We start from the raw sequence: 21,604 nt of genomic DNA on the forward strand, positions 1-21,604 counted from the left end.
CCGGATCGTGCCCCCCGTGAGTGGATCAAGGGGCAGAGGGACGGTAGAAGCCGTGCGTGACGCGTGGGTGACCTGCGGTTTGCGGGGTAGGGGCGGGGGAGTGGGGCGCCGGGGCGGGCGCGGGGGCGCGCGTCCCGGCGACGGGCGCCGGCCGCGGGGCGTCGGCGTCGCGGTCCTGCGATGCTGGAACAGAGCCCGCCCGCCCCCGCGGCCGGACGTGATGGAACGACGACAAGGCGGTGGACATGTGCCGTTGGCTCGCTTACTCGGGCTCCCCGATCCTGCTCGAAAACATGATCTACAAGCCGACGCACTCGCTCATCGACCAGAGCCTGCACGCCAAGATGGGCGTCGAGACGACCAACGGCGACGGCTTCGGCGTCGGCTGGTACGGCCCGGCCAAGGACACCCCCGCGATCGTCCGCGAGGTCGGCCCGGCGTGGAGCAACCGCAACCTGCGGGAGATCGCGGGCCATGTCCGCTCCCACCTGTTCTTCGCCCACATCCGCGCCTCGACGGGCTCGGCGGTGCAGCAGACCAACTGCCACCCGTTCCGGTACGGCCGCTGGATGTGGATGCACAACGGCGCGATCGCGGAGTACCCCCGCATCCGCCGCGACCTGGTCACGGCCGTGGACCCGGAGCTGTTCCTGCACATCGAGGGCTCGACCGACTCGGAGGTGATGTTCTACCTCGCCCTCACCTTCGGCCTGGAGCACGACCCCCCGACGGCGGTGGCCCGGATGGCCGGCCTGGTGGAGGAGGTGGGCCGCGCCCACGGAGTGGAGCACCCCCTCCAGATGACGATCGCGACCACCGACGGCGAGTCCGTCTGGGCCTTCCGCTACTCGACCCAGAAGGCGTCCCGCTCCCTCTTCTACAGCACCCGGGTGGAAACCCTCCGCTCCCTCCACCCCGACCTCGCCTTCCTCCGCGAAGCCTCCGACTCCACCCGCCTCATCGTCTCCGAACCCCTCGGCGACCTCCCCGGCGTCTGGAACGAGGTCCCGGAGGGCACCTACGGCGTAGTCAGCCCGACCGGCGGCGGACGCTTCTCCTTCACCCCGCAGGCGCCGTAGCCCCCGCGAGCGGGAGGGCATATCGTCGGGTGCGTCTCCGCCTGCTGGCCGACCTGCGGCGGTGGGCGACACGGCATCCTGTTGTCGGGGCGGTCCCGCTGGAGGCGCTGGCGATCACCGCGGCGGCGATCAGCCCGTGGCGTCCCGCACCGGAGCTGTGCCCGGCCGCACCCATGTGCGCGTGGACCTTCGCGCTGGACGACCACGTCGAACAGACCGTGTCCGGACTCGCGGAACTCGACGACCTGTTCGGCCGGTGCGCCACCATCGTGCGGACGGGAACCGCCGACGACAGCCATCCGCTGCTGACCGCCCTGTCCGCGTGGCAGGCCGAGCTGAGCCGGCAGCCGGGGTATCCGGCACTGGCCGGGTTGTGGACCGAGAAGTTCGCCAAGGCGCTCGACGGCATGCGCTACGACTGGACCACGGGCCGAGCCCGGGAGAACGGCTCCGCCGCGCCCGACGCCGCGGAATACCTCCGCCACGCGGACAGCGTCCTGGTGTGGATCACCCACATGCCGCGCTGGATCACCACGGACCGGTCCACCCTGCTCGACCACCTGCCCCTGCTGGGCGCCGCCCTCGACCACGTCATGGTGGCTGTCCGACTGGCCAACGACCTGGCGACGTACTCATGGGAACGCGCCCAACCCGGGCAGAACAACATCCTCATGTACGACGTGACGGCCGAGCAGGTACGGGCCGCCATCGCCTCGGCCTCCGAAGCCGCGCGCCGCACCCTGGCACCGCTCCTGGCCCGAAGCTGTCCGCCGGCACACGAAATACTCCGACTGCTGGACTGGTCCGTCGCCTTCTACGCCGTCGCGGACTTCCGCGGCTGGGGCTCCGACGTACCGCTCCGGCCCGTCCCCTCGCCCCCGGGACATGACCGTGCGTCGGGACCTGGCTCCGCACCGCGGGAGCCCTCTCGACAGCGCCGTTCAACACGTTCACGGGGCGCTGGGCGACGGCCCTTCACTCGGCAGTGCCCGTCTGTTGTACTGGTGACGTCACGCCATGACACACCAAGACACGCCATGTCAGCCGCGAGGTGTTCGCGGCGGCGCAGCGGCCGGGTTCGGAACGGGCTCCCTGCGTCGTGCTGGGTGAATTCGGCGGCCTTCATGTGAACCGGCATTCGTCCTTCGGAGGTACTCGTGACGAGCGCGCTCACCATGTTCCAACTCGACGGCAGCCGTGCGCTGGTGACAGGCGCCTCGCGGGGAATCGGCAAGGCCGTGGCCGTCGGGCTGGCGGACGCGGGGTGCGACGTGGCGGTGGCCGCGCGCACTCGCGCGGCCCTGGCGGACACGGCACGGGCCGTGGAAAGCCGTGGTCGCACCGCGCTGGTCCTGGACGGCGACCTGTCGGACACCGCCGTGGCCGCCGGTCTGCCGGACCGGGCCGCCGCCGGGCTCGGAGGCATCGACGTCATCGTGCACAACGCGTCCATCCTGCCCACGGAGGAGGACGGCACTCCCCTGCTGGCTCCGCTGCAGCAGACCCGCCAGCAGGAGTGGGACGCCGTCATCGCGGTCAACCTCAACGCCACCGCCGCCCTGTGCCGTGCCGCCCACCCGCACCTGACCTCGTCCGACCGGGCGAGCCTGGTCATCATGTCCTCGATCGCCGGCCTGGCCGGGAGCCCGAGGCTCGACGCCTACGCCGCCACCAAGGCGGGCCAGCTCTCACTCACCCGCAGTCTGGCCCTCAGTTGGGCGCGCGAGGGGGTCCGGGTGAACGCCGTGTGTCCGGGCTGGACCCGTACGGACATGACCGAGTTCGTGAGCGGCGACGAGTCCACGTCCGACTGGATCACCAGCCACGTTCCCGTCGGCAGGTGGGCCTCCACCGACGAGATCACCGGTCCGGTGCTCTTCCTGGCCTCCCCGGCCGCTTCCTATGTCACCGGGCACGCCCTCGTGGTGGACGGCGGACTCTCGGTTCCCGAGGTCGGCCTGTCGGGCTTCGCCAAACCGCCGTCGCCCTTCACGGCCGACTGACGCGTCACAGCCCACCGGAGGTGAACAGAGACATGACACCGCGACGCGGTACCGGCAACGGCACGCCCCCGCCGTCCCCGCTCGGCCTGACCGGGCTGGGGACGTACCTGCCGGAAGAGAGCCGCTCCAATGACGAAGTCGCGCGGACACTGCCGGTCTCCGGGCAATGGATCACCGACCGCACGGGGGTGCGGTCACGCCGGGTGGCTTCCCCTGAGGAGACGACCGTGTCCATGGCGACGGCCGCCGCCGAGGAGGCCCTGGCCGACGCGGGGATCGACGCCGGCGACGTCCGGCTGCTGATCGCGGGCTCCACCACCGCCGAACAACTGTCACCCGCCGTCGCCGCGGAGGTGCAGGCCCGGATCGGAGCCCGCCGAGCGGTGGCGTTCGACGTCTCGGCCGCATGCTCAGGCTTCCTGTTCGGGCTGCACCTCACCCGCGCCATGTACGTGTCCGACCCGCAGCGGGTGCCCGCTCTGGTCGTCGGGACGGAACGGTTCACCGCCGCGGTCGATCCGAGCGACCGGTCCACCGCCTCCATCTTCGGGGACGGCGCGGGAGCGGTGGTGATCTCGCCCGTCACCGACTCCGCCGGCCTGATCGGCAGCGTCATCGGTACGGAGAGTCCCGTCGACCCGCCGGTGACCGTGAAGCTGGACCCGTCCATGCCCGGCGGTGCGCGTGTCGCCATGACGGGCCACCGGGTGCGTGACTACGCCCTGCGGCTGATACCTCAAGCCGTCCAGGAGACCCTGCGGCAGACCGGCGCCCGTCTGGAGGACGTGCGGCACTTCGTGCCGCACCAGGCCAACCCGCATCTGATCGAGGACATCGCCACGGAACTCCACGTCCCGGCCGAGCGCGTGGCCGTCACCGGTGACGTCCTCGGCAACACGGGAAGCGCGTCGATCCCCCTGACCCTGGCCCACCTGCGCTCAAGGGGAGATCTCCACGCGGGAGACCTCGTGCTGTGCGCGGCCGTGGGAGCCGGCCTGTCGTGGGCGGGCGCGCTCCTGCGGTGGGTGGAGCCGACCGGGGCGCACACCGCCGCGCCGCGGTCATGACGGCCGCGTCCCCGCGGACCGGACACGACAGGCGGCCAGTTCCGAAGGCATCCCCATGAACACACGGACCGAGACCGCTCCGGCCCTCGTCGTCGGCGCCTGGAGCCTCATATCGCTGACCGCGACCGACGCTCACGGAGCCACGAGGCACCTGCTCGGGCCCGGGGCACGCGGGATACTCATCTACACGGCCGACGGCCAGATGTCGGCGCAGGTCGCCGGCCCGGCCGGCTACATCGGCTACGCCGGCTCGTACCAGTGGCTCGGCGACCGCGTCGTCCACCACACCACTGTCGGCAGCTCCGCCGAGTGGCACGGTGTCGAACTGCCCCGCACCGTCCGGTGGGAAGAGGACCGGCTCGTTCTCCGCTCCCTGCCGGACGACTCCCGGCCGACGCTGACCGCGACATGGCGGCGGGCCCGTCCCGTCCCCGCGGCGGCCGGCCCCCAGCAGGAGGACGCCCCGTGACCCCCGCACCGCCTCGGCCGCCTTCCGAGCCCGACGCGGTCTTCGTCTTCCCGGGGCAGGGAATCCGTCCACAGGGCGCGCTGGCGGCTCTCTACTACCCGGCGGAGCGGGTCCCGGCCAGGGCTCTCGACGCCGCCGACCAGGTCCTGGCGGAGGTGGACGGCGTCGCGGCCGAGCACGGCTACGGCTCGATCGGCGACGTCCTGAGACACGCCGGACAAGAGGAACATCTTCCCTACGGCGTCGGCCCGCTGGCCTGCTTCGCCGCCTCCGTCGCCCTCGCGCACGCGCTGGAGGCCGCCGGAATCGTGCCGCGGCTCCTCATCGGTTACAGCCTCGGAGAGTTCGCGGCGCTCGTGTACGCCGGGGCCTTCACGGTGTCCGAGGGGACGGGGCTCGTCTGCTCGCTCAACACCGCCTACGCCCCCGAGACCGGTCGGGGCGGCTGCCTGCTGGTCGACGCGAGCGAGGACGGTGCCCGGGAACTCCTGCGGCGCACCGGGAGCCACGACGTGGTGGTGGCCTGCGTGAACGCCCCCGAACAGACGGTCGTCAGCGGGCCGCGGTACGCGATCGAGGCACTTCTCGCGCTGGACAGCCCACCCCATCCGCGCCTGCACCGGCTCCCCATCCCGTACGCCGCCCACCACCCCTGCCTCCAAGGCGTCGCCGACACCTTCCTGCGGCTCGGCGGAACCACACCGCAGCGCCCGTTGCGCAGGCCGACGGTCTCGACCGCGCGGCGGCGCCCGTGCACCGACGACGACCCACTCGTGGCAGGACTCGCCGCGTGCGTCACCGAGCCCGCCCGCTTCCTGGAGACGCTCCACGGGCTTCCGTCCCGCACGCGTACGGGTGTGTTCGTGGAGACGGGCGTGGGCGACGCCCTGACCCGGTCGGTCTGTGCGACATGGCCGCGGGCACGCGCGCTGGCACCGCTCGCGGCGGACGGCGCGGGGCCCGGCCTGCGGGACGTGTTCCGCGCGGCGTGACGTCTGTCGCGGGCGGGGTACGCCGGCTACGGCTACAGGAGGATGGTGAGGACTTCCCTGCCGGTCCGCTCGTCGATGTACCTCTGCTTGGCCGCCCGGGTGCAGACGACGTTGGCGGCCGATTTCTCCGGCGCCGGAACCGCACGACCGGCCGGGGGCTCCCCTGGGCGGACACCAGGTCGGTATCCCGCCAGCACCCCGGAAACGGGACGGCGATGCTCGTAGGCATGAAGCGACTTGAGGGAAACGTTGCGTTGGTCACGGGCGGAAGCAGGGGGATCGGCGCCGCGGTGGCGCTGCGTCTGGCGGAGGAAGGGGCGGATGTCGTCCTGACGTACGAGAACAACGCGGAGCGGGCCACTGAGGTGGCCGAGCGCATCAAGGCGGGGGGACGCCGGGCGCTGGCCGTCCAGGCCGACAGCGCGGACACGGAGGCGCTGACCGCGTCGGTGGATCGGGCCGCCGGGACGTTCGGGCGACTCGACATCCTGGTCAACAACGCCGGGGTCTTCCTCGTCGGCCCGCTGGAGAACATGGGCCCGGCCGAGGCCGACCGTACGCTGGCGGTGAACGTCCGAGCGCCGTACATGGCATCCCGGGCGGCGGTACGGCACATGACCGACGGCGGCCGCGTCATCAGCATCGGCAGCAACATGGCCGGGCGCACCCCCTTCCCGGGCTTCGCGCTGTACGCCATGAGCAAGACGGCCCTCGTCGGCATGACCAAGGGCCTCGCCCGGGAACTCGGCCCCCGCGGCATCACCGTCAACCTGGTCCACCCCGGCCCCACCGACACCGACGCCAACCCGGCCGACGGCCCGAACGCCGGGACGATCACCGGCCTCACCGCCCTCGGCCGCTATGCGGACCCCGCCGAAGTCGCCGCCACCGTGGCCCACTTGGCCGGCCCGGACGGCCGATACATCACCGGCGCGTCGATCGACGTGGACGGCGGCTTCACGGCCTGACCCGGGCGGCCGACGGTGACCAGGGCCCGGCTTTCGCCACGACCGTCGACACCTGACCCCAGACGGCACGGCTGATGACGGACGAGGAGGAACGGCTCCGGCGTCCCGCCGGGGGCGCACGGGGTGTACACCACGGGAGCGGGGTGTGCACCCCGTGCGCGGGGATGTGTAGTACGGGCCAGAGTGCGCGCTGGCCCGACTGGGCTATGGTGCGAGGTTTTCCGGCGGATCGATATTGCTGTATGCCACGTCAGGCCCTGGGAGGCTCATGTGATCCGCCGTCGTGCCGTCACCGGAGCGTTCCCCGTGCCGCCGCTTCCGGGGCGGTCGTCCGCTCCCGTCTCCGCGGCGTCGGAGCGGGCCGACGCCCGGGAAGCGTCCGCCGGCGCGCCGGCGCCGCCGGACCGCTCCGGGTCTCCGGTATCACGCGAAGGAAAGGCACAGCGATGACAGCGTCCATCCACCTCAGACACCGCCTCGCCGCCGTATGCCACCGCTGGTGGCGCGTGCTCATGGTGACGTCCCTCATCACAGCCGCCGCCTACAGCGCCGGTCCGCCTGGCACCGCCCTCGCCCAGGACGGCGCTCCGCAGGACATACCCCCCTTCTACGCGGTGGATCGCGACAGGATGCCCGTACCGGAGGGCGTCATGCCCTGGGGGCCCACGTGGTTCCCGGACGGACAGCACGTCCTCTTCCAGGACTACAACGGCGGCCGGGAGTGGGTCGCCGACGCCGACGGCGGCAACGTGAGGTGCCTGACCTGCTCCATGACGGACCATCCCGACATCACGGGGGGCTTCGCCTACGCCTTCCCCGACCAGCGGCGGATGTTCCTGGCCAACGAACTCGGTGACACGGTCCAGGTACTGGAGTGCGCGCCCAGCCTGCTGGACTGCGCCAGTCACCAGTGGCTGCCGGTGGACCTGTCCGCCGACGAGACCCCGGGGCAGACCAACCTCGGGCGGCGCACCTACCACCTGGCCCCGGACGGGGTCCACCTCGGCTACTCGCTGACCCGTCCGGGCGGACTGGTCATGATCGTCGCCGCGCTCGTCCGCGGGGACTCGGGGTACCACCTCGGCGATCTGCACGCGATCAACCCGCCCGCGCCGACGGGCCCGCTGGACCCCGACCCCGACCACTGGGCGAACGGGGGGTCGCTCCAGGAGTTCAAGTCCTTCGCCGACGGCGGACGCTCCGCCGTCGTCCTGGCCGCCGAGCCCGGCGGCATCCCGCAGCAGCAGAAGATCGACCTGGTCACGGGCAAGGTGACGCAGCTCACCGAGTACCCGGACTGGAACGAGGACGGGTCGTTCTCCCCGGACAACGACTCCCTGCTGACGGCGTCCTGGCGCACCCAGAACCGGATGACCGCCCTCGGACTGATGCCACTGGCCCGCCCGTTCATCAACCTCGCCCAGGTCATCGTGGACACGTACTATGTCTCCAGCCGGCCCGGCTTCGCGTGCGACCTCAGCCCGTGGCTGCTGCCCCCCTCCGGTGACCAGGGCGGCAAGATCATCGGACAGCCGCTCAATCCGTACGGCGGCGGCAGCACCATTCCCGCCAACAACCTGTCGGGCCAGCAGGTGTGGAGCCCCGACTCGACCCGGGTGCTGCTCCAGGGAAGGTCCCTGAACCCCCCGGCGGCCGACGCCAACAGCTACGTGCAGCAGAAGGGAACGGCACCCAACGAGCTGATCGTCGCCCGCATCAACCGGCCGGCCACCACCCCGGACCCCACCGTCACCACGGCCGTCGGCTCCTGGGCGCCCACCCCTCAGGCGTACCGGTCCAGCTTCGACATGCCCGGCGTGCACACCGTCCACGGCCGCGACTCGGGCACCGCCGTGATCACCATCGGCGGGAACGTCCTGGGCGGCGTGTTCTCCGTCGTATACCACGACTACAGCGACGACGGCGTCCACTTCCTCAACGGCACGCAGACGGTCACGGGCAGCATCGCCGCCCTGGTCACGGTCAACGACAACCTGGTCGCCACCGACGCGGAAGGCCACCGGGTCGGCCACCTGAAGGCCGCGCTCCAGTACCAGCAGGTCGTTCCCCGGCCGCAGAACGGCGACCCGGGTGTGGTGAAGACCGGTACCGTCTCCTCGTCCTGGTACGGCAAGCAGGCATCCGGGCTGCCCACCGTGGCCCCCTGCCCGGACACCATGCCGCGCCCCACTTCGCTCGCCCTGACCGCCTCGGCGGCGACCACACCGGAGGGGACCGCGGTCACCGCCACGGTCACCGCCGACATCCACGGCGACGAACGGCCCGTCCAGGGCGCCACCGTCCGCGTCGGCTCCCAGGAGGCCCTCACCGGTCCCGACGGCAAGGCCACGGTGACCCTGCCCGCCGGACAGCAGTCGGCCGAGGTGACCGCGACGGCCGGGGACACCTTCCTCCCGGCCGAGACGACCGTCCCGCTGCCACCCGCCTGATGCCACGCTCTCCCGCCGGGCGGCGGAGCCGGAGGCGGGCGACGACTTGAAGGGGTCGGCTCCATGAACGATCCGTTCTTCGACCACGTCGCCGCTCTCGCGCTCCGCTCCCCGGCAACGCCCCGCTCCCCCGGGACGTCCCGTCCCGGGGGAGCGGTGGCGTCCCACGGCCTCCGGCCCTGCCACGCCACCGCTCCCCACCGACCGGCCACCGCAGACGGACCGACAACCGAGCGCGCCCGCAGGACGCCGGCGGAAGCATGAGGCTTCGCAGCCCGACCTCCAGGGCGAGCACATCGCACAGCAGATCGGGGACGACCGGCGCAGCGTCGGCGTCCCTCCGCGCCTTGGCGAGAGCCTTCCCGTCAACGTGGCCGAGGTCCACCAGGATGGACTCTTCCAGCATGTCATCCAGTACGGGCAAACCGTAGGAACGCAGGCCCTTTTCCAGAACGGCCAGAAAGTTCTCCGGTTCGGCCGGCGCGGCCACCCACCCGGGCAGGGCCTCCCCTCCTTTGCAGTGCAATTCTCGAACGGGGTCACTCACTCGGCGATGGCGATGATGTCTTCTCTTACCGCGTTCGTCGAGACTACGCCATCGAAGCTGTAGGAGTCATCACAGAAGATGACTTGCTCCTCGGGCGGCACCAGCCCCCGATACCAGACGACAAAGTCAGCCACGAGTTCGATGGGCCCTTCCAAGTAGATCCCCTGCCCGTCCGAGTGCGCGTATCCCTCAAGTTCACCCAATTCCGCTTGGTAGCTCCATTCCACATAGCGAACCTCGAAACCTGGGGATCCAGGGGAAGTCAGTTTCACCTGCACTTGCGGCCAGTCGCTGGCGAGCGCCCGCGCCAGAACCTCTCGCTCCAGACGCCATGTGTCGCTCTCAAAGACGGCGAGGTACGTCACTGACCTGCTCCTATCTCACAACCACTGAGCCTGGGATGCCATGCTGCTGCATCAACCCTTGGAAGTATGGCACCGCACCAGGATGGTTGGTGATCACGCGTAGCCCCGTCAGAGGATTGGAAGGATCATTGATCACGGCAGAATATCTTCTGAACTCGTCACCGGTCTTAGCCGCAATCTTGTTCCGAATGAAGTCGGGAATGCCTGATCCTGGAATGAACGGACTACGTCCAGGCTTCTCAATGAACTTGGCGTCGAGAAGTTCTCCAGTGTTTCCGTCGAAACCGTCAGCCCAGACTCTCTCTCCGCCACCGACGGCACGGTATTCGGTCGCTCCGGTGTGTGCAATCTGGTATGCCTGCGCATTTCCACTACCGACTGCGGCTCGCGTATCGAGCGACAGCTGATAAGACGTATTGCAGTTATGAACCAGAACCGGAGTGGCTCCGGCCAGCACATAGTACGTATGCAGGTCGCTGACGGTCAGGTTGTGGACCGTCGCCCGCTGGGTCGTCCAGTGGGTTACCGCGGCGATCTGGACGTACGTGCCGGCGCTGGTGCGGAGCCACTGGCCGGGCTTCAGGTCGGTGGCGTCGATCCATTCGCCCAATTCCGGGACCCAGAAGGGGTGCCCTTCCGTGGCCGTGACCTCGGCGGTCTTGCCGTCGGCGGTGCTGATCTCGACCTTGACCAGGTGCTTGAGGCCCTTGCCGAGGATCTCGGCGGTGACCGTTTCGACGGCTGTCTCGCCGGTCTCCGGATCGGTGGCGAGGACCTTGTCGCCGTTCTTGATCTCCTCGATGGGCTTGGTGGTGCCGTCCGCCATCAGGACCAGGGTGCCGGGGACGAAGCTGTTGGCTTCCGTGGTGCAGCCGCTGCCGCCGCCGGAGGACTCCGAGGGCTTGCCCGACGACTCGTCCTTCGCCTTCGTCTGCCTCGGCTTCGGCTCCGCCTTCTTGGCCGCAGCCTTCTGGGTCTTCTGGACGGCGTTGCCCGTCTTCCGCGCGGCCGCCTTCGCCTTGCGGGTCGCCGCCTCCTTGGCCTTCTTCCTCAACTGGGCGGCCTTCTCGGCGGCCTTGCGCTTGGCCTCCTTCGCCTTGCGGGCCAGTTCACGGGCCTTCTTGGCCATCTCGATGATCTTGCGTGCCTTCTCCTTGGCCTTCATCCAGGCGTTGACCGCGCTGGCGATGCGCTTGGCCGCCCCGATGACCGCGGGGATCTTGCCGAGCTTGGTCCAGGGGATGGCCTGGATGAACAGGCTGCCGCACGCCCAGAGGTCGCCCCGGGAGAAGCAGCCGACCACGTCGTTCCAGCCGATGAAGTCCTTTAGCGCGGCCCAGCCGACCGAGAGGATGACATCGGCCAGGGACGTGTTGAGCTGCTTCTTCGCCCAGGCCTCGGCCGACGCCGACGGGCCGCCGTACTCGCTGGTCCCGCCCTCCGACGCCAGGCCGGAGGGGTCGGCGAAGGTGACCGGGTTGTTCTCGCAGTAGACGTACCCGTTTATCTGCACCGGGTCCGCCAGGTCCAGGACCGGGTCGGCGGAGAGGAAGCGACCCGTGGCCGGGTCGTACTCCCGGGCGCCCAGATGGATCAGACCGCTGCCGGCGTCGTCGTCGCCACCGACGTAAGCGCGGTGCGAGCGCCAGGTCGTGGCCTCGGCGCGCTCGACACCGAACGGGTCGGTCTTGGAGAACCTGACCCTGTTGCCCGACTCCAGCTCCACGTTGGCGTACGCCGTGCCGTTCTGGTCGGTGATCTGGGCGGACAGGTTCGAGGCGCTCGTGCCCTGCGCGTAGCGCATGACCGTCGGCGCGCCCGGCTGGGAGTAGTAGCGCTCGGTGTAGGCCGGGCCGCCGGCCGCGTTGACGGAGATCGTCGCCTCACCCAGGTACAGGGTGCGTTCGGTGGCGGAGATCGCCATCAGGCGCGAGCCGTCACCGCCGTAGACGTACCTCGTCTCCTTGTCCGGCACCCACTTCTGGTTGGCCCCGGTACCGCAGGTGTTGAGCTGCAGGTCCGTGCCGTCGGCCGAGTTGGAGGCCGGCACGTCCAGGCACTTGCCCGACGCGACGTGCTTCAGGGTGCCCGTCGTGGTCGCCGTCCACTGCTGGGCGGCGGCGCCGGTGCAGTCGGCGATGACGACCGCGGTGCCGTTGGCCGTGCCGCCGTCCTTCGGGACCGCGCACTTGCCCAGGATCTTCAGGGCGCCGGTCGACGGGTCGGCGGCGGACGCCGAGTCGATGCGGAACTTCTGCGCCTTGCTGCCGTTGCAGGAGTAGAGCTGGAGCGGTGTGCCGGCCGTCGTCAGCGAGCTGGCGAGGTCGAGGCACTTGTCGGCCAGGCCCTTCCAGGCACCGGAGCCGTTCTCGCCGAAGCCGGTGATCTTCTCGACCTGGCCGTCCCAGGTCCAGTCCAGGGCCTGCTCGGAACCGTCGTACGTACGGGTGAGCGTGTTGCCGGCGTCGTCGTACGTCAGCGTCGTCGCCTTGGTCACCCGGGCACCGGAGTCCGCCTTGTAGGTGGAGGACATGCCGGTCAGGGTGTGCGGCTGGGTGCCGTCCGCCTTGCCGTAGGCGTACTCGGTGGTGGCGTCCTTGGTGGCGTCCAGGCCGGGGTCGTGCTCGACGAGCTTCTTGCGGTTGCCGAGCGCGTCGTACTCGTAGCTCTGCCAGTAACCGCTGTTGGCGGCGGTGACGTTGGTCGTGCCGTCCGTGTACTTCGGTGCCGCGGTGTCCTTGCCGGCGGCCTTGCAGGCGGACGGGGCGGTCCAGGCCTCGGTGAGCTGGCCCAGGGCGTCGTAGGCGAAGCATTGCCGGTCGGTCGTCGCGTTCGCGGTGTCCGCTATGGAGGTGACGTTGCCGGCCGGGTCGTAGGTGTACGCGCGGGAGTTGACGCGGTGCCCGGTGACGGCCGTGGTGTCACTGGTCGACTCGCGGTCGACGATGCTCTGCGTCAGCTCGCCCGTCGCCTCGTCGAACAGGTTCGTCGTCCAGACCCGGTTGGGGTTCTCGCCGCTGACCGCGCGCAGGACCTGGCCGTACGGGGAGTAGGAGGTCTGCGCGGTGTACCACTCCAGGCCGGACGTGGAGACCGGCAGACCGTCGTCGTTGTAGCGCACGACGACCTTCTCGGCGGGCAGGGTGCCCACCGACGGGAGGTTGGTCGCCTCCAGCACACCCATCGCGGAGTACTCGAAGCTGTAGGCGTACTCCTTCTGCAGCCCGTACGCCATGGCCACGGACTCGGGGATCGTGATGCGCCGGCCGGTCGGCTGGTAGTCGGCGGTGTAGCCGGTCACCGAGGTGGTGTAGGCGAGGCCGTCGGTGTAGCGGGTCTGCGAGGTGGGCAGACCGGCCCCACCGATGAGCGTGTCGTAGACCGTCTTCCCCAGCAGGGTGCCGGTGGCGGAGCCCTCACGCTGCTCGACGGGGCGGGACAGCTTGTCGTAGACGGTGTAGACCGACGCGTTCTCGTCCGTGACCAGTTCGGGGCGGTCCAGGACGTCGTACCGGGTCGTGGTCGTCCCCGTGTCCGGGTCGACCGCTTCCACCTCGCGCCCGCGGGCGTCGTACTTCCACTTCCAGACGTTGCCCTCGGAGTCCTTCGCCTCGACCTGGTCGCCGCGCTCGTCGTAGGTGTACGTCGTCGAGCGGTGGGCCGCCCGCAGCGCGTCGGTGTACGTGTCCACCCGGACCGTGCGGCCCAGGGCGTCGGACCAGGTGCGCTGCGCCGCCGCGCCCTCCGGGTTGACCACCGTGGAGTTGTCGAGGCCGTACTCGTAGCGGGTGGCCTTCTTCGGGTCCTCCTTGCCGTTGAGGTACGGCGTCTCGGTGAGGGTGCGGCCCAGACCGTCGTAGGAATATAGGGTGGCGTTCGGCACCTGGTAGTCCGAGGCCAGCTCGAACAGGACGGTGGACGGTTCGTCCTTGTCGAAGTACGCGTTGTTGGTCCGGGCGATCGTGCCGTTGGCGCTGTAGAGGATGTCGGTGATCAGACGTCCGCCGCCGACCGCCGGATCCTGCTTCTGGCGTTCGCGGCCCATACCGTCGTAGATGACGGTGGAGACGTCGTAGTCGCCGTCGTCGGTCAGGGACTCGGTGGTCACCGAGACGGGCTGGCCGATGGTGGTGTCGTAGGTGAACATCGCCGACGGGGACTTCGACGTCGCCCGGGAAGGGGCCCACACCTGGGTGGTGCGGCCCAGAGCGTCGTAACCGTAGGTGGTGACGCGGCCGTTGATGTCCTGCTCGGTGAGGGAGACCCCGCGGCCGGGCTCCACGGTGGTGATCTCGCTCTGGTCCAGCGCGTTGGTGGTGGTGATCCGGTAGACCTGGCCCTCGGACGGACTGTAGGTCGTGACGTCCTTGTAGTCCGGGTCGTTCTGCGCGATCGCCAGGGCGTTGCGGGTCGACGTGGTGCGGCCGTAGCCGTCGTAGGTGACCTCGCCGTCCTTCACCCAGTTGCCGCCGGTTCCGGTGATCGCCCAGGTGGTGGTGGCGTTGCCGGAGGCCGGGGGGTCGCCGTAGGCACCGCCGTCGTAGGCGACGCGGGAGCCGTCGATCCAGTCCGCGGCGGTGGCCGCGTCCGCCTGAGCGCAGGTGCCGGCGGTGGTCAGGGTCTGCTTGGCCAGACCGATGAGGTGCTTGGCGGTGTTGTGGACGTACGACATCACCGTGCAGGTGTCGTCGTCCGCCTTGTTGGCCGCGGCGTCCGAGGACCAGTCGTTGTACTCGGTGACCTGGGTCGGCAGGCCGTAGGTGTCCTCGTACTCCGTGACCGTGCGCAGCACGCGCAGGGTGCGCTTGTCGGTGCCGGTGCCGGACGAACGGGTGTAGGTGAGGGACTCCGGCGTGAGGATGCGCCAGGCCTTGAGAGCGGGAATGCCGCCGGTGCGGCTGCGGGAGGCCAGCTCCACGGCCTTCGGCTTGTCGACCGTGCGGGTCAGCCAGGTGCCGGCGGTGGCCGAGGCATAGGTGAGCGTCTCGGCGACCAGACCGGCGAAGGGCTCCCGGTCGGTGGCGATGGTGGCGCCCTCGGAGTCCTTGACGGTGACCGAGCGGCTGCCGCCGCCGGGCAGCGGGTCGCCGTCCATGCCACGGAAGAAGCGGGTCTCCGTCATGCCCCGCTTGGTGGTCAGGTACGCCGTGTCGCTGTCGTCACCGGTGTAGGTGCGTACGCGGGCGAAGCCGCGCCACTGGTCGTAGGTGCGGGTCTTCTTCTTGGAGAACTCCGCCTGGTTCAGCGCCCAGGCCGCGTCACCGAGGTATTCGTACGTGGTGGTGACCGGGTCGGCGCCGGTGAGGGCGGGCAGCTCCTGGACGGACTCGACGACGTACTTGTGGAACCAGTCGATGGTCTCGACATCGGGGTCGGCGTTCCAGTACACCGGGAAGCACAGGCCCGTGTTCGCCTCCGGCTCGGGAAAGCCGCTGCCGGTCTTGCAGGCGCCGGTGGGTGCCTTGTAGGTGACGACGGTCTCACCGCCGTACTCGCTGACGACCCGGGCGATGCGCAGCCGGTCGAAGGCCGGGTTGGGGTCGTTCGCGCCCTCCTTGACCCGGTTGGGCATGGGCAGGCTGTTGGCGAGGAACTGCACCGGGTTAAGGGCGATGGCCTCACCGTCGGTGCCGTAGCCGGTGCGCGTGATGGACTCCAGCCACAGCGCAGTGCCCTCGTCGGTGAGGTCGGCCGGCAGGGACTGCTGGAGCGTCCAGGAGTCGACCTTGGACAGCTCGGTGGAGCCCTGGGTGCGCTGGGTCCACGTGGTCACCTGGGCGAGCCGTTTGCGCGACCAGAAGGTGGGGACGGGGACGTAGCACTCCTTGCCGGCGGCGCAGTACAGGTCGGCCGGTGTGTCGTACCAGATGCGGTTCTTGGCGAAGTCGCCGGAGGCGAAGTTGTCGTTCTCGTCGCCCGCCGAGGTGCAGGCGATCTCGCCTTCCTTGAAGCAGCGTTCGTCGACGTCGAAGGTGACTTTGGCGATCGGGGCGGCGTACGGCTTGTCCTTCTTCAGGCCGTACTCGATGCGCTTGAGGTAGCCGCCGCGGTCGTAGGAGACGGACGACTTGAACTTCTCGTTCTTGGCGTAGCGGTTGGACTCCTTCGCCCACCACAGCGTCATCGCGTTGCCGTCGGTGTCGACGACGAAGTCGAGGTTCCAGCGCCAGGCCTGGTCGCAGAAGGAGCCGGCGAAGTCGCCCGCCTTGTAGCAGGGCTCGCCGGGCTGGTTGCCGGCGACCGGCACGGACAGGACCGAGTCGGTGACCGGGTCGCCGCTCGCCCAGTCGGTGGTCAGCTTGTGCTTGCCGAAGTAGTACTGGGTACCGTCCCGGGTGGTGACGCGCCAGTACTCGCCGTCGGCGTCGCCGTTGCCGAGGCCGGTGTCCTTCAGCAGTTCGACCCGGGAACCGTCGCCGCTCGCGGTCACCCACTTGTCGCCGTACGGGTCCGCGCCGTCGGGCAGGACCAGCTCCGTGGTCGTCCCGCCGAGGGTGAGGGTGGCGTTGTACGAGCCGAAGCAGAGGTCGCTGGTCTTCTTGGTGTTGTTGCCGTTCGTCCGGTCGTCGCGGCACGAGGTGTACGTGCGGGTGATGGAACCCGCGTTGTACTCCCAGCCGTCACCGATCCACGAGGGCTGGTTGTTGGAGGCGGAGGTACGGCCGTCCACGACCTGCGAGTTGTAACCGAAGGAGACCGACGGGGACGGGCCGCCGGGCACGCTCGGGGTCTGCAGGGTGTACGAGTACGTGAAGCCGCCCGAGTTGCCGCCCGCGGACCAGGAACCGGCGCTGACCAGCGGAGTCGCGCCGAAGTCGCCCTTGGAGCCGGACCCGGAGTCGGTGGCGAGCAGGACGGAGGAGCCGGAGGTGCCAGCGGTGGCGGCGGCGAGTGAGGCCAGACGGGTGCCGCCGGTGCCCTCGCGGTACACACCGTCGGTGACGGTGCCCTCGTCGGACGCGGCGGCGGTGGAGGCCGTGGAGGTCTCCTCGGAACTGCCGCCCGCGGCCAGGGCTTCGGTGGCCACGGTCGCCTCGATGCGGCGCTCGTACACCGGGTTGCCGTCGGCGTCGGTGCCGGTCTGCTCGACCACGTTGTCGGTGGTGACCTCGGACGGCTCCGAGCAACCCTCGGTGTCCGGAGTGGTCAGGAAGCATGACGGGTACTGCACGAAGGACAGCCGGTCCGCCCAGTTGGCCCCGTACAACTCGGAGAAGTCGCTGTAGTCCAGGGCGATCACGGCGTCGCCGCTGGCCTCCGCGGGCGGGGTGACCGTCAGGGCCACGCCTTCGATGGCGGTGGCGGCCAGTTCGTCCTGTCCGGCGAGGGAGACCTGCCACTCGCCCTCCAGCGCGGTGGCCTCGTCGGGGGAGGCGGCCTCGGGGGCACCGACCTCCACGGGCAGGGCGGTGCCGTTGTCCTGGGCGATCGGAACCATGTCGCCGGGTGCGAGGCCGGTCAGGTTCTTGACGACCGTGCCGCCGGCGGGGGCGGTGACCTTGCTCGGGTCGTACTCGGCGGGCTGTTCCGCCTCGGCGGTGGTGAGTTCCGCGAGTTCGCCGCCGTTCTCGCCCTTGGCCTGCTTGGCGTCGGGGAGGTCGACCAGGTCGACGCCACTGCGGTCGTCACCCGGAGGCAGCGCGTACGCGGCGGGCAGGATGCCCACGGTCAGAGCCACCACGAGCGAGCCGATGACACCGGCGCGTGTCCGCGCCCGTCTGCGGCGCTCGGCGCGCGTGTTCACGCGCTCCTGCCTGCCGCTCCACGACAGCGATCCCCACACAGCGGCAGCCCCCGCGCACACAGTTCGGTCCATTGATGATCACGAACTCTCGGGGACGTGTTCACGAAAAGTCAACAAGCGGAATGTGGCCGGTGATCTAGGTCACGTAAGCAATTCCCGCAGGCTGCGGTAAATGCAATGCAGGCGATTCAATCTCATTTATTTCGGACCAAACGGAAGGTGATCACCCGGCAAAGATGGGCAAAGCATGATCCTTCGACTGTCCCTTTTCCCAGGTCAGGCACGCAGGCCCGGGGAGTCCGTCGAGGACGTGTGGCGGGCGTGCGCCGCAGATGTGGAGGAGAGGTGTGGCGCGATGCCGCCGCATCGGTCATGCTCTGTGCTCGCTTCCCGAATACCGACAGGAAACGCGGCCGGGACGCGGAGGGACTCACAGAATTCCGGGCGTTCCGGAATTCCAGGGGGAGGGAACGCAGCACCATGGAACGTCGTCGCTTCGGCCTGCCCGCGTCCAGGCGCGGACGGGCGGGGGTGGGCGCCCTCATCGCCGGCGCGCTCGGCGTCGGGCTGCTCACCGTGCCGCTGTTCGACGATCCCGGCGCCGCGGATTCCCCGTCGACCGGGAGGAAGCAGGCCGCCGCCCGACCGCTGACCGAGGAGACCGCCCAGGAAGAGGCCGTCACCACCGGCAAGCGGGTCGAGGTCACCGCTCTGCGTGACGAGACGTCCGAGACGTACGCGCGTCCGGACGGCAGTTTCCAACTGGTCGCGCACGGTGCGCCGGTGCGGGCGAAGGTGAACGGGGTCTGGAAGCCCATCGACACCACGCTGGCCGAGGTGAGCGGTGGCGGGTGGGCGCCCAGGGCCACCGCCGATCGCGTGGTCTTCTCCGGAGGCGGCCGGGGCGGCACCCGCCCCGGCCGCGCGAGCGCGGGCGGCGCCGTCCGCCCGGCGGTCTTCACCACCTCCGACGACGGTGACGCCCTGACCACGGTCGACGCCACCGAGGGCTACACCGAGCTGGCGACGTTGAGCAGCGGCGGGCACGAGATCACGCTGAGCTGGCCGGGCGCGGTGCCCGAGCCCGTGATCAGCGGATCCAGCGCCCTGTACCGCAACGTGTTCGACGGTGTGGACCTGCTGCTGACCGCACAGGCCAGTGGCTTCAGCCACGTGCTGATCGTGCACAGCGCGCGGGCGGCCGCCGCCCCGGCGCTGGCCGAGCTGTCGTACGGTCTGTCCTCCCCGGACCTCACGTTCCATCTGGACCCGGTCACCAAGGTCGTCAGCGGCAAGGACCGGGAGGGACAGGAGTTCGCGTTCTCTCCGACGCCCTATCTGTGGGACTCCGCCGGCCGCAGCGCCGTCACCGAGGGCGACGATCCCGAGCCGACGGAGAGTCCCGAGCCGGCGCCGTCGTACTCGGAGGAGTCCGGCGCTCCGGTGGACGAGGAGACGGCCGCCCCCGAGGACGGCATGGACACGGACGGGCCGACGGAATCCGCCACCGACGGGACACCGGACGCCGACCCCGCGGCGTTCCGGCCGGCCGCCTACCGTGACGCCTCCCTGAGCGACGAGGAAGTGTTCGCGCTCCCCGGGCTCGCCGGCCCCGACCCTGGCACCCATATGGCCGTCGCCGACGCCGAGCTGAGCGATCCGGGCGCCACCTCCACCGGTCTGTCCGTGGTCCCGGACACCGGCCTGCTGGCCGACGAGGACACCGTCTACCCGGTCTTCATCGACCCCACCATCTACGGCAAGACGAAGAACTGGACCACGGCGTACAAGAAGTACCCCAGTTCCAGCTTTTACGACGGCGCCAACTACAACACCGGCACCACCGAGGCGCGTGTCGGCTACGAGTCCACCACCTGGGGCCTGTCCCGCTCCTTCTTCCGGCTCGGCTGGAGCACCAGCATCAAGGGCGCGACCGTCTCATCGGCCACCCTCAAGCTGCGCGAGACGTACTCCTGGTCGTGCTCCGCACGGGAGATGCAGGTGTGGGTGACCGGCGGCATCTCCTCGAAGACGACCTGGAACAACCAGCCGGACTGGAAGAAGGAGATCGGCACCAAGTCCTTCGCGCACGGCTACAACTCCTCCTGCCCGGACGACTACGTCGAGTACAGCGCCAAGTCGGCCGTTCAGGACGCCGCCGACAGCGGGGCGCAGTCGATGACCATCGGACTCCGCGCCACCACCGAGGACTCCGCCTACTCCTGGAAGAAGTTCCGGGCGGAGAGCGACAGCGCGCCCAAGCTGAGCATCGTCTACAACCGCAAGCCCCGGACGCCGGGTTCACCGGCGCAGGCTCCCGGCGGTGGCTGCGACCGCTCCACGCCGTACACGCACATCGGCAAGCGCGATCTCACGCTCTCGGCAACCGCGTCCGACCCCGATGACACCTCCACCCGGCAGGACCTGAAGTACCTGGACTTCGAGCTGTGGCGTACCGGCTACATCGACGACAAGATCCTCGACAAGAACGTCGCGGTGACCAGTGCCGGCAAAGCCTCGGTCACGGTGTCGAAGTCGGCGTTCACCGACGGCTACCAGTACTCGTGGCGGGTCCGGGCGCTCGACTCCACCGGGGCGGCCTCGGCGTACGCGCCCACGGCCGACCCCAAGGTCTGCCGGTTCATCTTCGACAGCAGCAAACCGAACGAACCGCTCGTGAGCTCGACCGACTTCCCGGCAGCCGATCAGGACGGCACGGTCTGGTCGGAGGTGAAGTACGGCACGGCCGGCGAGTTCACCTTCGCGCCCGACGAGGACAAGGACACCACCAGGTACGAGTGGTCGTTCAACAACACGAACTACGACAACTCCAAGACGGTGCCTGCGGGATCGCCGTACACGCGACCGCTGACACCGCCCACCGCCGGTCCCAACGTCCTGTACGTGCGAGTCGTGGACGGCGCGGGCAACCCGTCGCTCGGGACCAAGTACCTGTTCTACGTCACCCCGCGCGACGCCGCCGACAAGCCCGGTGACACCACGGGCGACGGCATCCCCGACCTGTACGCGATCAGTTCGGGCGGCAATCTGCTGATGTACCCGTCGACCAAGGCCGGTGACCTGCACGTCGGCCTGGAGGCGGGCCAGGACGACGGGATCGGACTGCTCTCCGACCCGGACGGTGACGGTGAGGACCACAGGCCCGGGTACTGGAAGGGCGCCGACGGCAAGCCGGCCCTGATCGCACATGGCGGCGATGCGCTGGCGGCCGACGGCGTCGGCGACCTGTTCGCCCGGATGCCCGACGGGAAGCTGTACGTGTACCCGGGTGACGGATACGGCGGTGTCGACATCGCGCAGCGCAGCACCGTCCGGCTGCCCGCCGGCTCACCCGACCCGGCGCTGTTCGACCAGATCATCGTGGGTGACTACGACGCCGACGGCCGGGCCGACCTGTTCGCCACCGGCACCAGTGGCGAGTTGTGGGCCTTCGGCGGCTACACCGGTGCGTCCTTCCTGGAGGTCACCAAGATCGCCTCGACCGCCTGGCTCGACCGGGACCTGGTCTCGGTGGGCGACCATGACAAGGACGGCGCTCCCGACCTGCTGTGGCGCTCCGGTGTCTCCAGCCGGCTCTACCTCCGGTTCGGCGTCGCGGACAGCGCGGGCGGCTCCACCATTGCCTCCCTTGCCACCGCGGCGGACTCCAGGACGGGTGCCGACGAGACGTACGCCGAGGGCTGGTCGACGGCGACCGTGCCGGTCACGCACCTGCGGGGCACTCCGGACGTCACCGGTGACGGCATCCCCGACATCTGGGCACTGGCGAGTACGGGAAGCATCTACTTCTACAAGGGCGGCGCATCCGTCATCGGCACGGGCACCGCTGTCATCAGCTCCGCCAGCGAGTGGGCGACGACGAAGCTGGCCTTCGGGTGAGCAGGCCGTCCACGGTTCCC

At 70.0% G+C, this 21,604-nt stretch carries 11 protein-coding genes; 9 read left to right on the forward strand and 2 right to left on the reverse strand.

Features of this window, described 5'->3' with window-relative positions; translation table 11 throughout:
* Positions 1 to 245: 245 nt before the first annotated feature.
* The 8 genes from ACFY32_RS17950 (at position 246) to ACFY32_RS17985 (ending at position 9,028) form a co-directional block, all read left to right on the forward strand.
* The gene (locus ACFY32_RS17950; protein WP_359198322.1) at positions 246 to 1,079 is read left to right on the forward strand and encodes a class II glutamine amidotransferase; all 834 of its coding nucleotides are present in this window, start codon (positions 246 to 248) and stop codon (positions 1,077 to 1,079) included.
* Between the two features lie 29 nt (positions 1,080 to 1,108).
* The gene (locus ACFY32_RS17955; protein ID WP_359198325.1) at positions 1,109 to 2,209 is read left to right on the forward strand and encodes a terpene synthase family protein; all 1,101 of its coding nucleotides are present in this window, start codon (positions 1,109 to 1,111) and stop codon (positions 2,207 to 2,209) included.
* A gap of 45 nt (positions 2,210 to 2,254) precedes the next feature.
* A complete protein-coding gene (locus ACFY32_RS17960) occupies positions 2,255 to 3,082 on the forward strand; it encodes an SDR family oxidoreductase (protein ID WP_359198645.1) in 828 nt (275 codons plus the stop codon).
* Positions 3,083 to 3,114: 32 nt separating this feature from the next.
* Positions 3,115 to 4,149 carry a ketoacyl-ACP synthase III gene (locus ACFY32_RS17965; protein WP_359198328.1) on the forward strand — a complete coding sequence of 345 codons (1,035 nt, stop codon included), beginning with the start codon at positions 3,115 to 3,117 and terminating at the stop codon, positions 4,147 to 4,149.
* A 55-nt stretch (positions 4,150 to 4,204) separates the two neighbouring features.
* On the forward strand, positions 4,205 to 4,618 hold the full coding sequence (locus tag ACFY32_RS17970) for a lipocalin-like domain-containing protein (RefSeq protein WP_359198331.1): 414 nt from the start codon (positions 4,205 to 4,207) through the stop codon (positions 4,616 to 4,618).
* Positions 4,615 to 5,610 (forward strand): acyltransferase domain-containing protein, encoded by a 996-nt coding sequence (locus tag ACFY32_RS17975; protein ID WP_359198334.1) that lies wholly within the window; start codon positions 4,615 to 4,617, stop codon positions 5,608 to 5,610. Before ACFY32_RS17970 ends, ACFY32_RS17975 begins: the two co-directional genes overlap by 4 nt.
* A 227-nt stretch (positions 5,611 to 5,837) precedes the next feature.
* Positions 5,838 to 6,578 (forward strand): SDR family NAD(P)-dependent oxidoreductase, encoded by a 741-nt coding sequence (locus tag ACFY32_RS17980; RefSeq protein ID WP_390674668.1) that lies wholly within the window; start codon positions 5,838 to 5,840, stop codon positions 6,576 to 6,578.
* 446 nt (positions 6,579 to 7,024) lie between these two features.
* Positions 7,025 to 9,028, forward strand: coding sequence for a hypothetical protein (locus tag ACFY32_RS17985; RefSeq protein WP_390674669.1), 2,004 nt, complete (start codon positions 7,025 to 7,027; stop codon positions 9,026 to 9,028).
* 543 nt (positions 9,029 to 9,571) lie between these two features.
* Here ACFY32_RS17985 and ACFY32_RS17990 read toward each other — a convergent pair.
* Together ACFY32_RS17990 and ACFY32_RS17995 are read right to left on the reverse strand one after the other, a co-directional pair.
* Positions 9,572 to 9,940, reverse strand: a complete 369-nt coding sequence (locus tag ACFY32_RS17990) for a hypothetical protein (protein ID WP_390674670.1) — start codon at positions 9,938 to 9,940, stop codon at positions 9,572 to 9,574.
* A gap of 10 nt (positions 9,941 to 9,950) precedes the next feature.
* On the reverse strand, positions 9,951 to 17,684 hold the full coding sequence (locus tag ACFY32_RS17995; protein ID WP_390674671.1) for a polymorphic toxin-type HINT domain-containing protein: 7,734 nt from the start codon (positions 17,682 to 17,684) through the stop codon (positions 9,951 to 9,953).
* 480 nt (positions 17,685 to 18,164) lie between these two features.
* On the opposite strand from ACFY32_RS17995, the gene ACFY32_RS18000 reads away from it, so the two are divergent.
* Positions 18,165 to 21,584, forward strand: a complete 3,420-nt coding sequence (locus ACFY32_RS18000) for a DNRLRE domain-containing protein (RefSeq protein ID WP_390674672.1) — start codon at positions 18,165 to 18,167, stop codon at positions 21,582 to 21,584.
* Positions 21,585 to 21,604 lie beyond the last annotated feature (20 nt).

The organism is Streptomyces sp. NPDC000134, assembly GCF_042899225.1.
Taxonomy (GTDB): Bacteria; Actinomycetota; Actinomycetes; order Streptomycetales; family Streptomycetaceae; genus Streptomyces.

What these genes read in the sequence shown, in the direction of transcription:
- ACFY32_RS17960 (WP_359198645.1), top strand. Translation starts at nt 2,255, where the DNA reads ATGTTCCAACTCGACGGCAGCCGTGCGCTGGTGACAGGCGCCTCGCGG.
- ACFY32_RS17950 (WP_359198322.1), top strand. Translation starts at nt 246, where the DNA reads ATGTGCCGTTGGCTCGCTTACTCGGGCTCCCCGATCCTGCTCGAAAAC.
- ACFY32_RS17965 (WP_359198328.1), top strand. Translation starts at nt 3,115, where the DNA reads ATGACACCGCGACGCGGTACCGGCAACGGCACGCCCCCGCCGTCCCCG.
- ACFY32_RS18000 (WP_390674672.1), top strand. Translation starts at nt 18,165, where the DNA reads ATGGAACGTCGTCGCTTCGGCCTGCCCGCGTCCAGGCGCGGACGGGCG.
- ACFY32_RS17980 (WP_390674668.1), top strand. Translation starts at nt 5,838, where the DNA reads ATGAAGCGACTTGAGGGAAACGTTGCGTTGGTCACGGGCGGAAGCAGG.
- ACFY32_RS17970 (WP_359198331.1), top strand. Translation starts at nt 4,205, where the DNA reads ATGAACACACGGACCGAGACCGCTCCGGCCCTCGTCGTCGGCGCCTGG.
- ACFY32_RS17985 (WP_390674669.1), top strand. Translation starts at nt 7,025, where the DNA reads ATGACAGCGTCCATCCACCTCAGACACCGCCTCGCCGCCGTATGCCAC.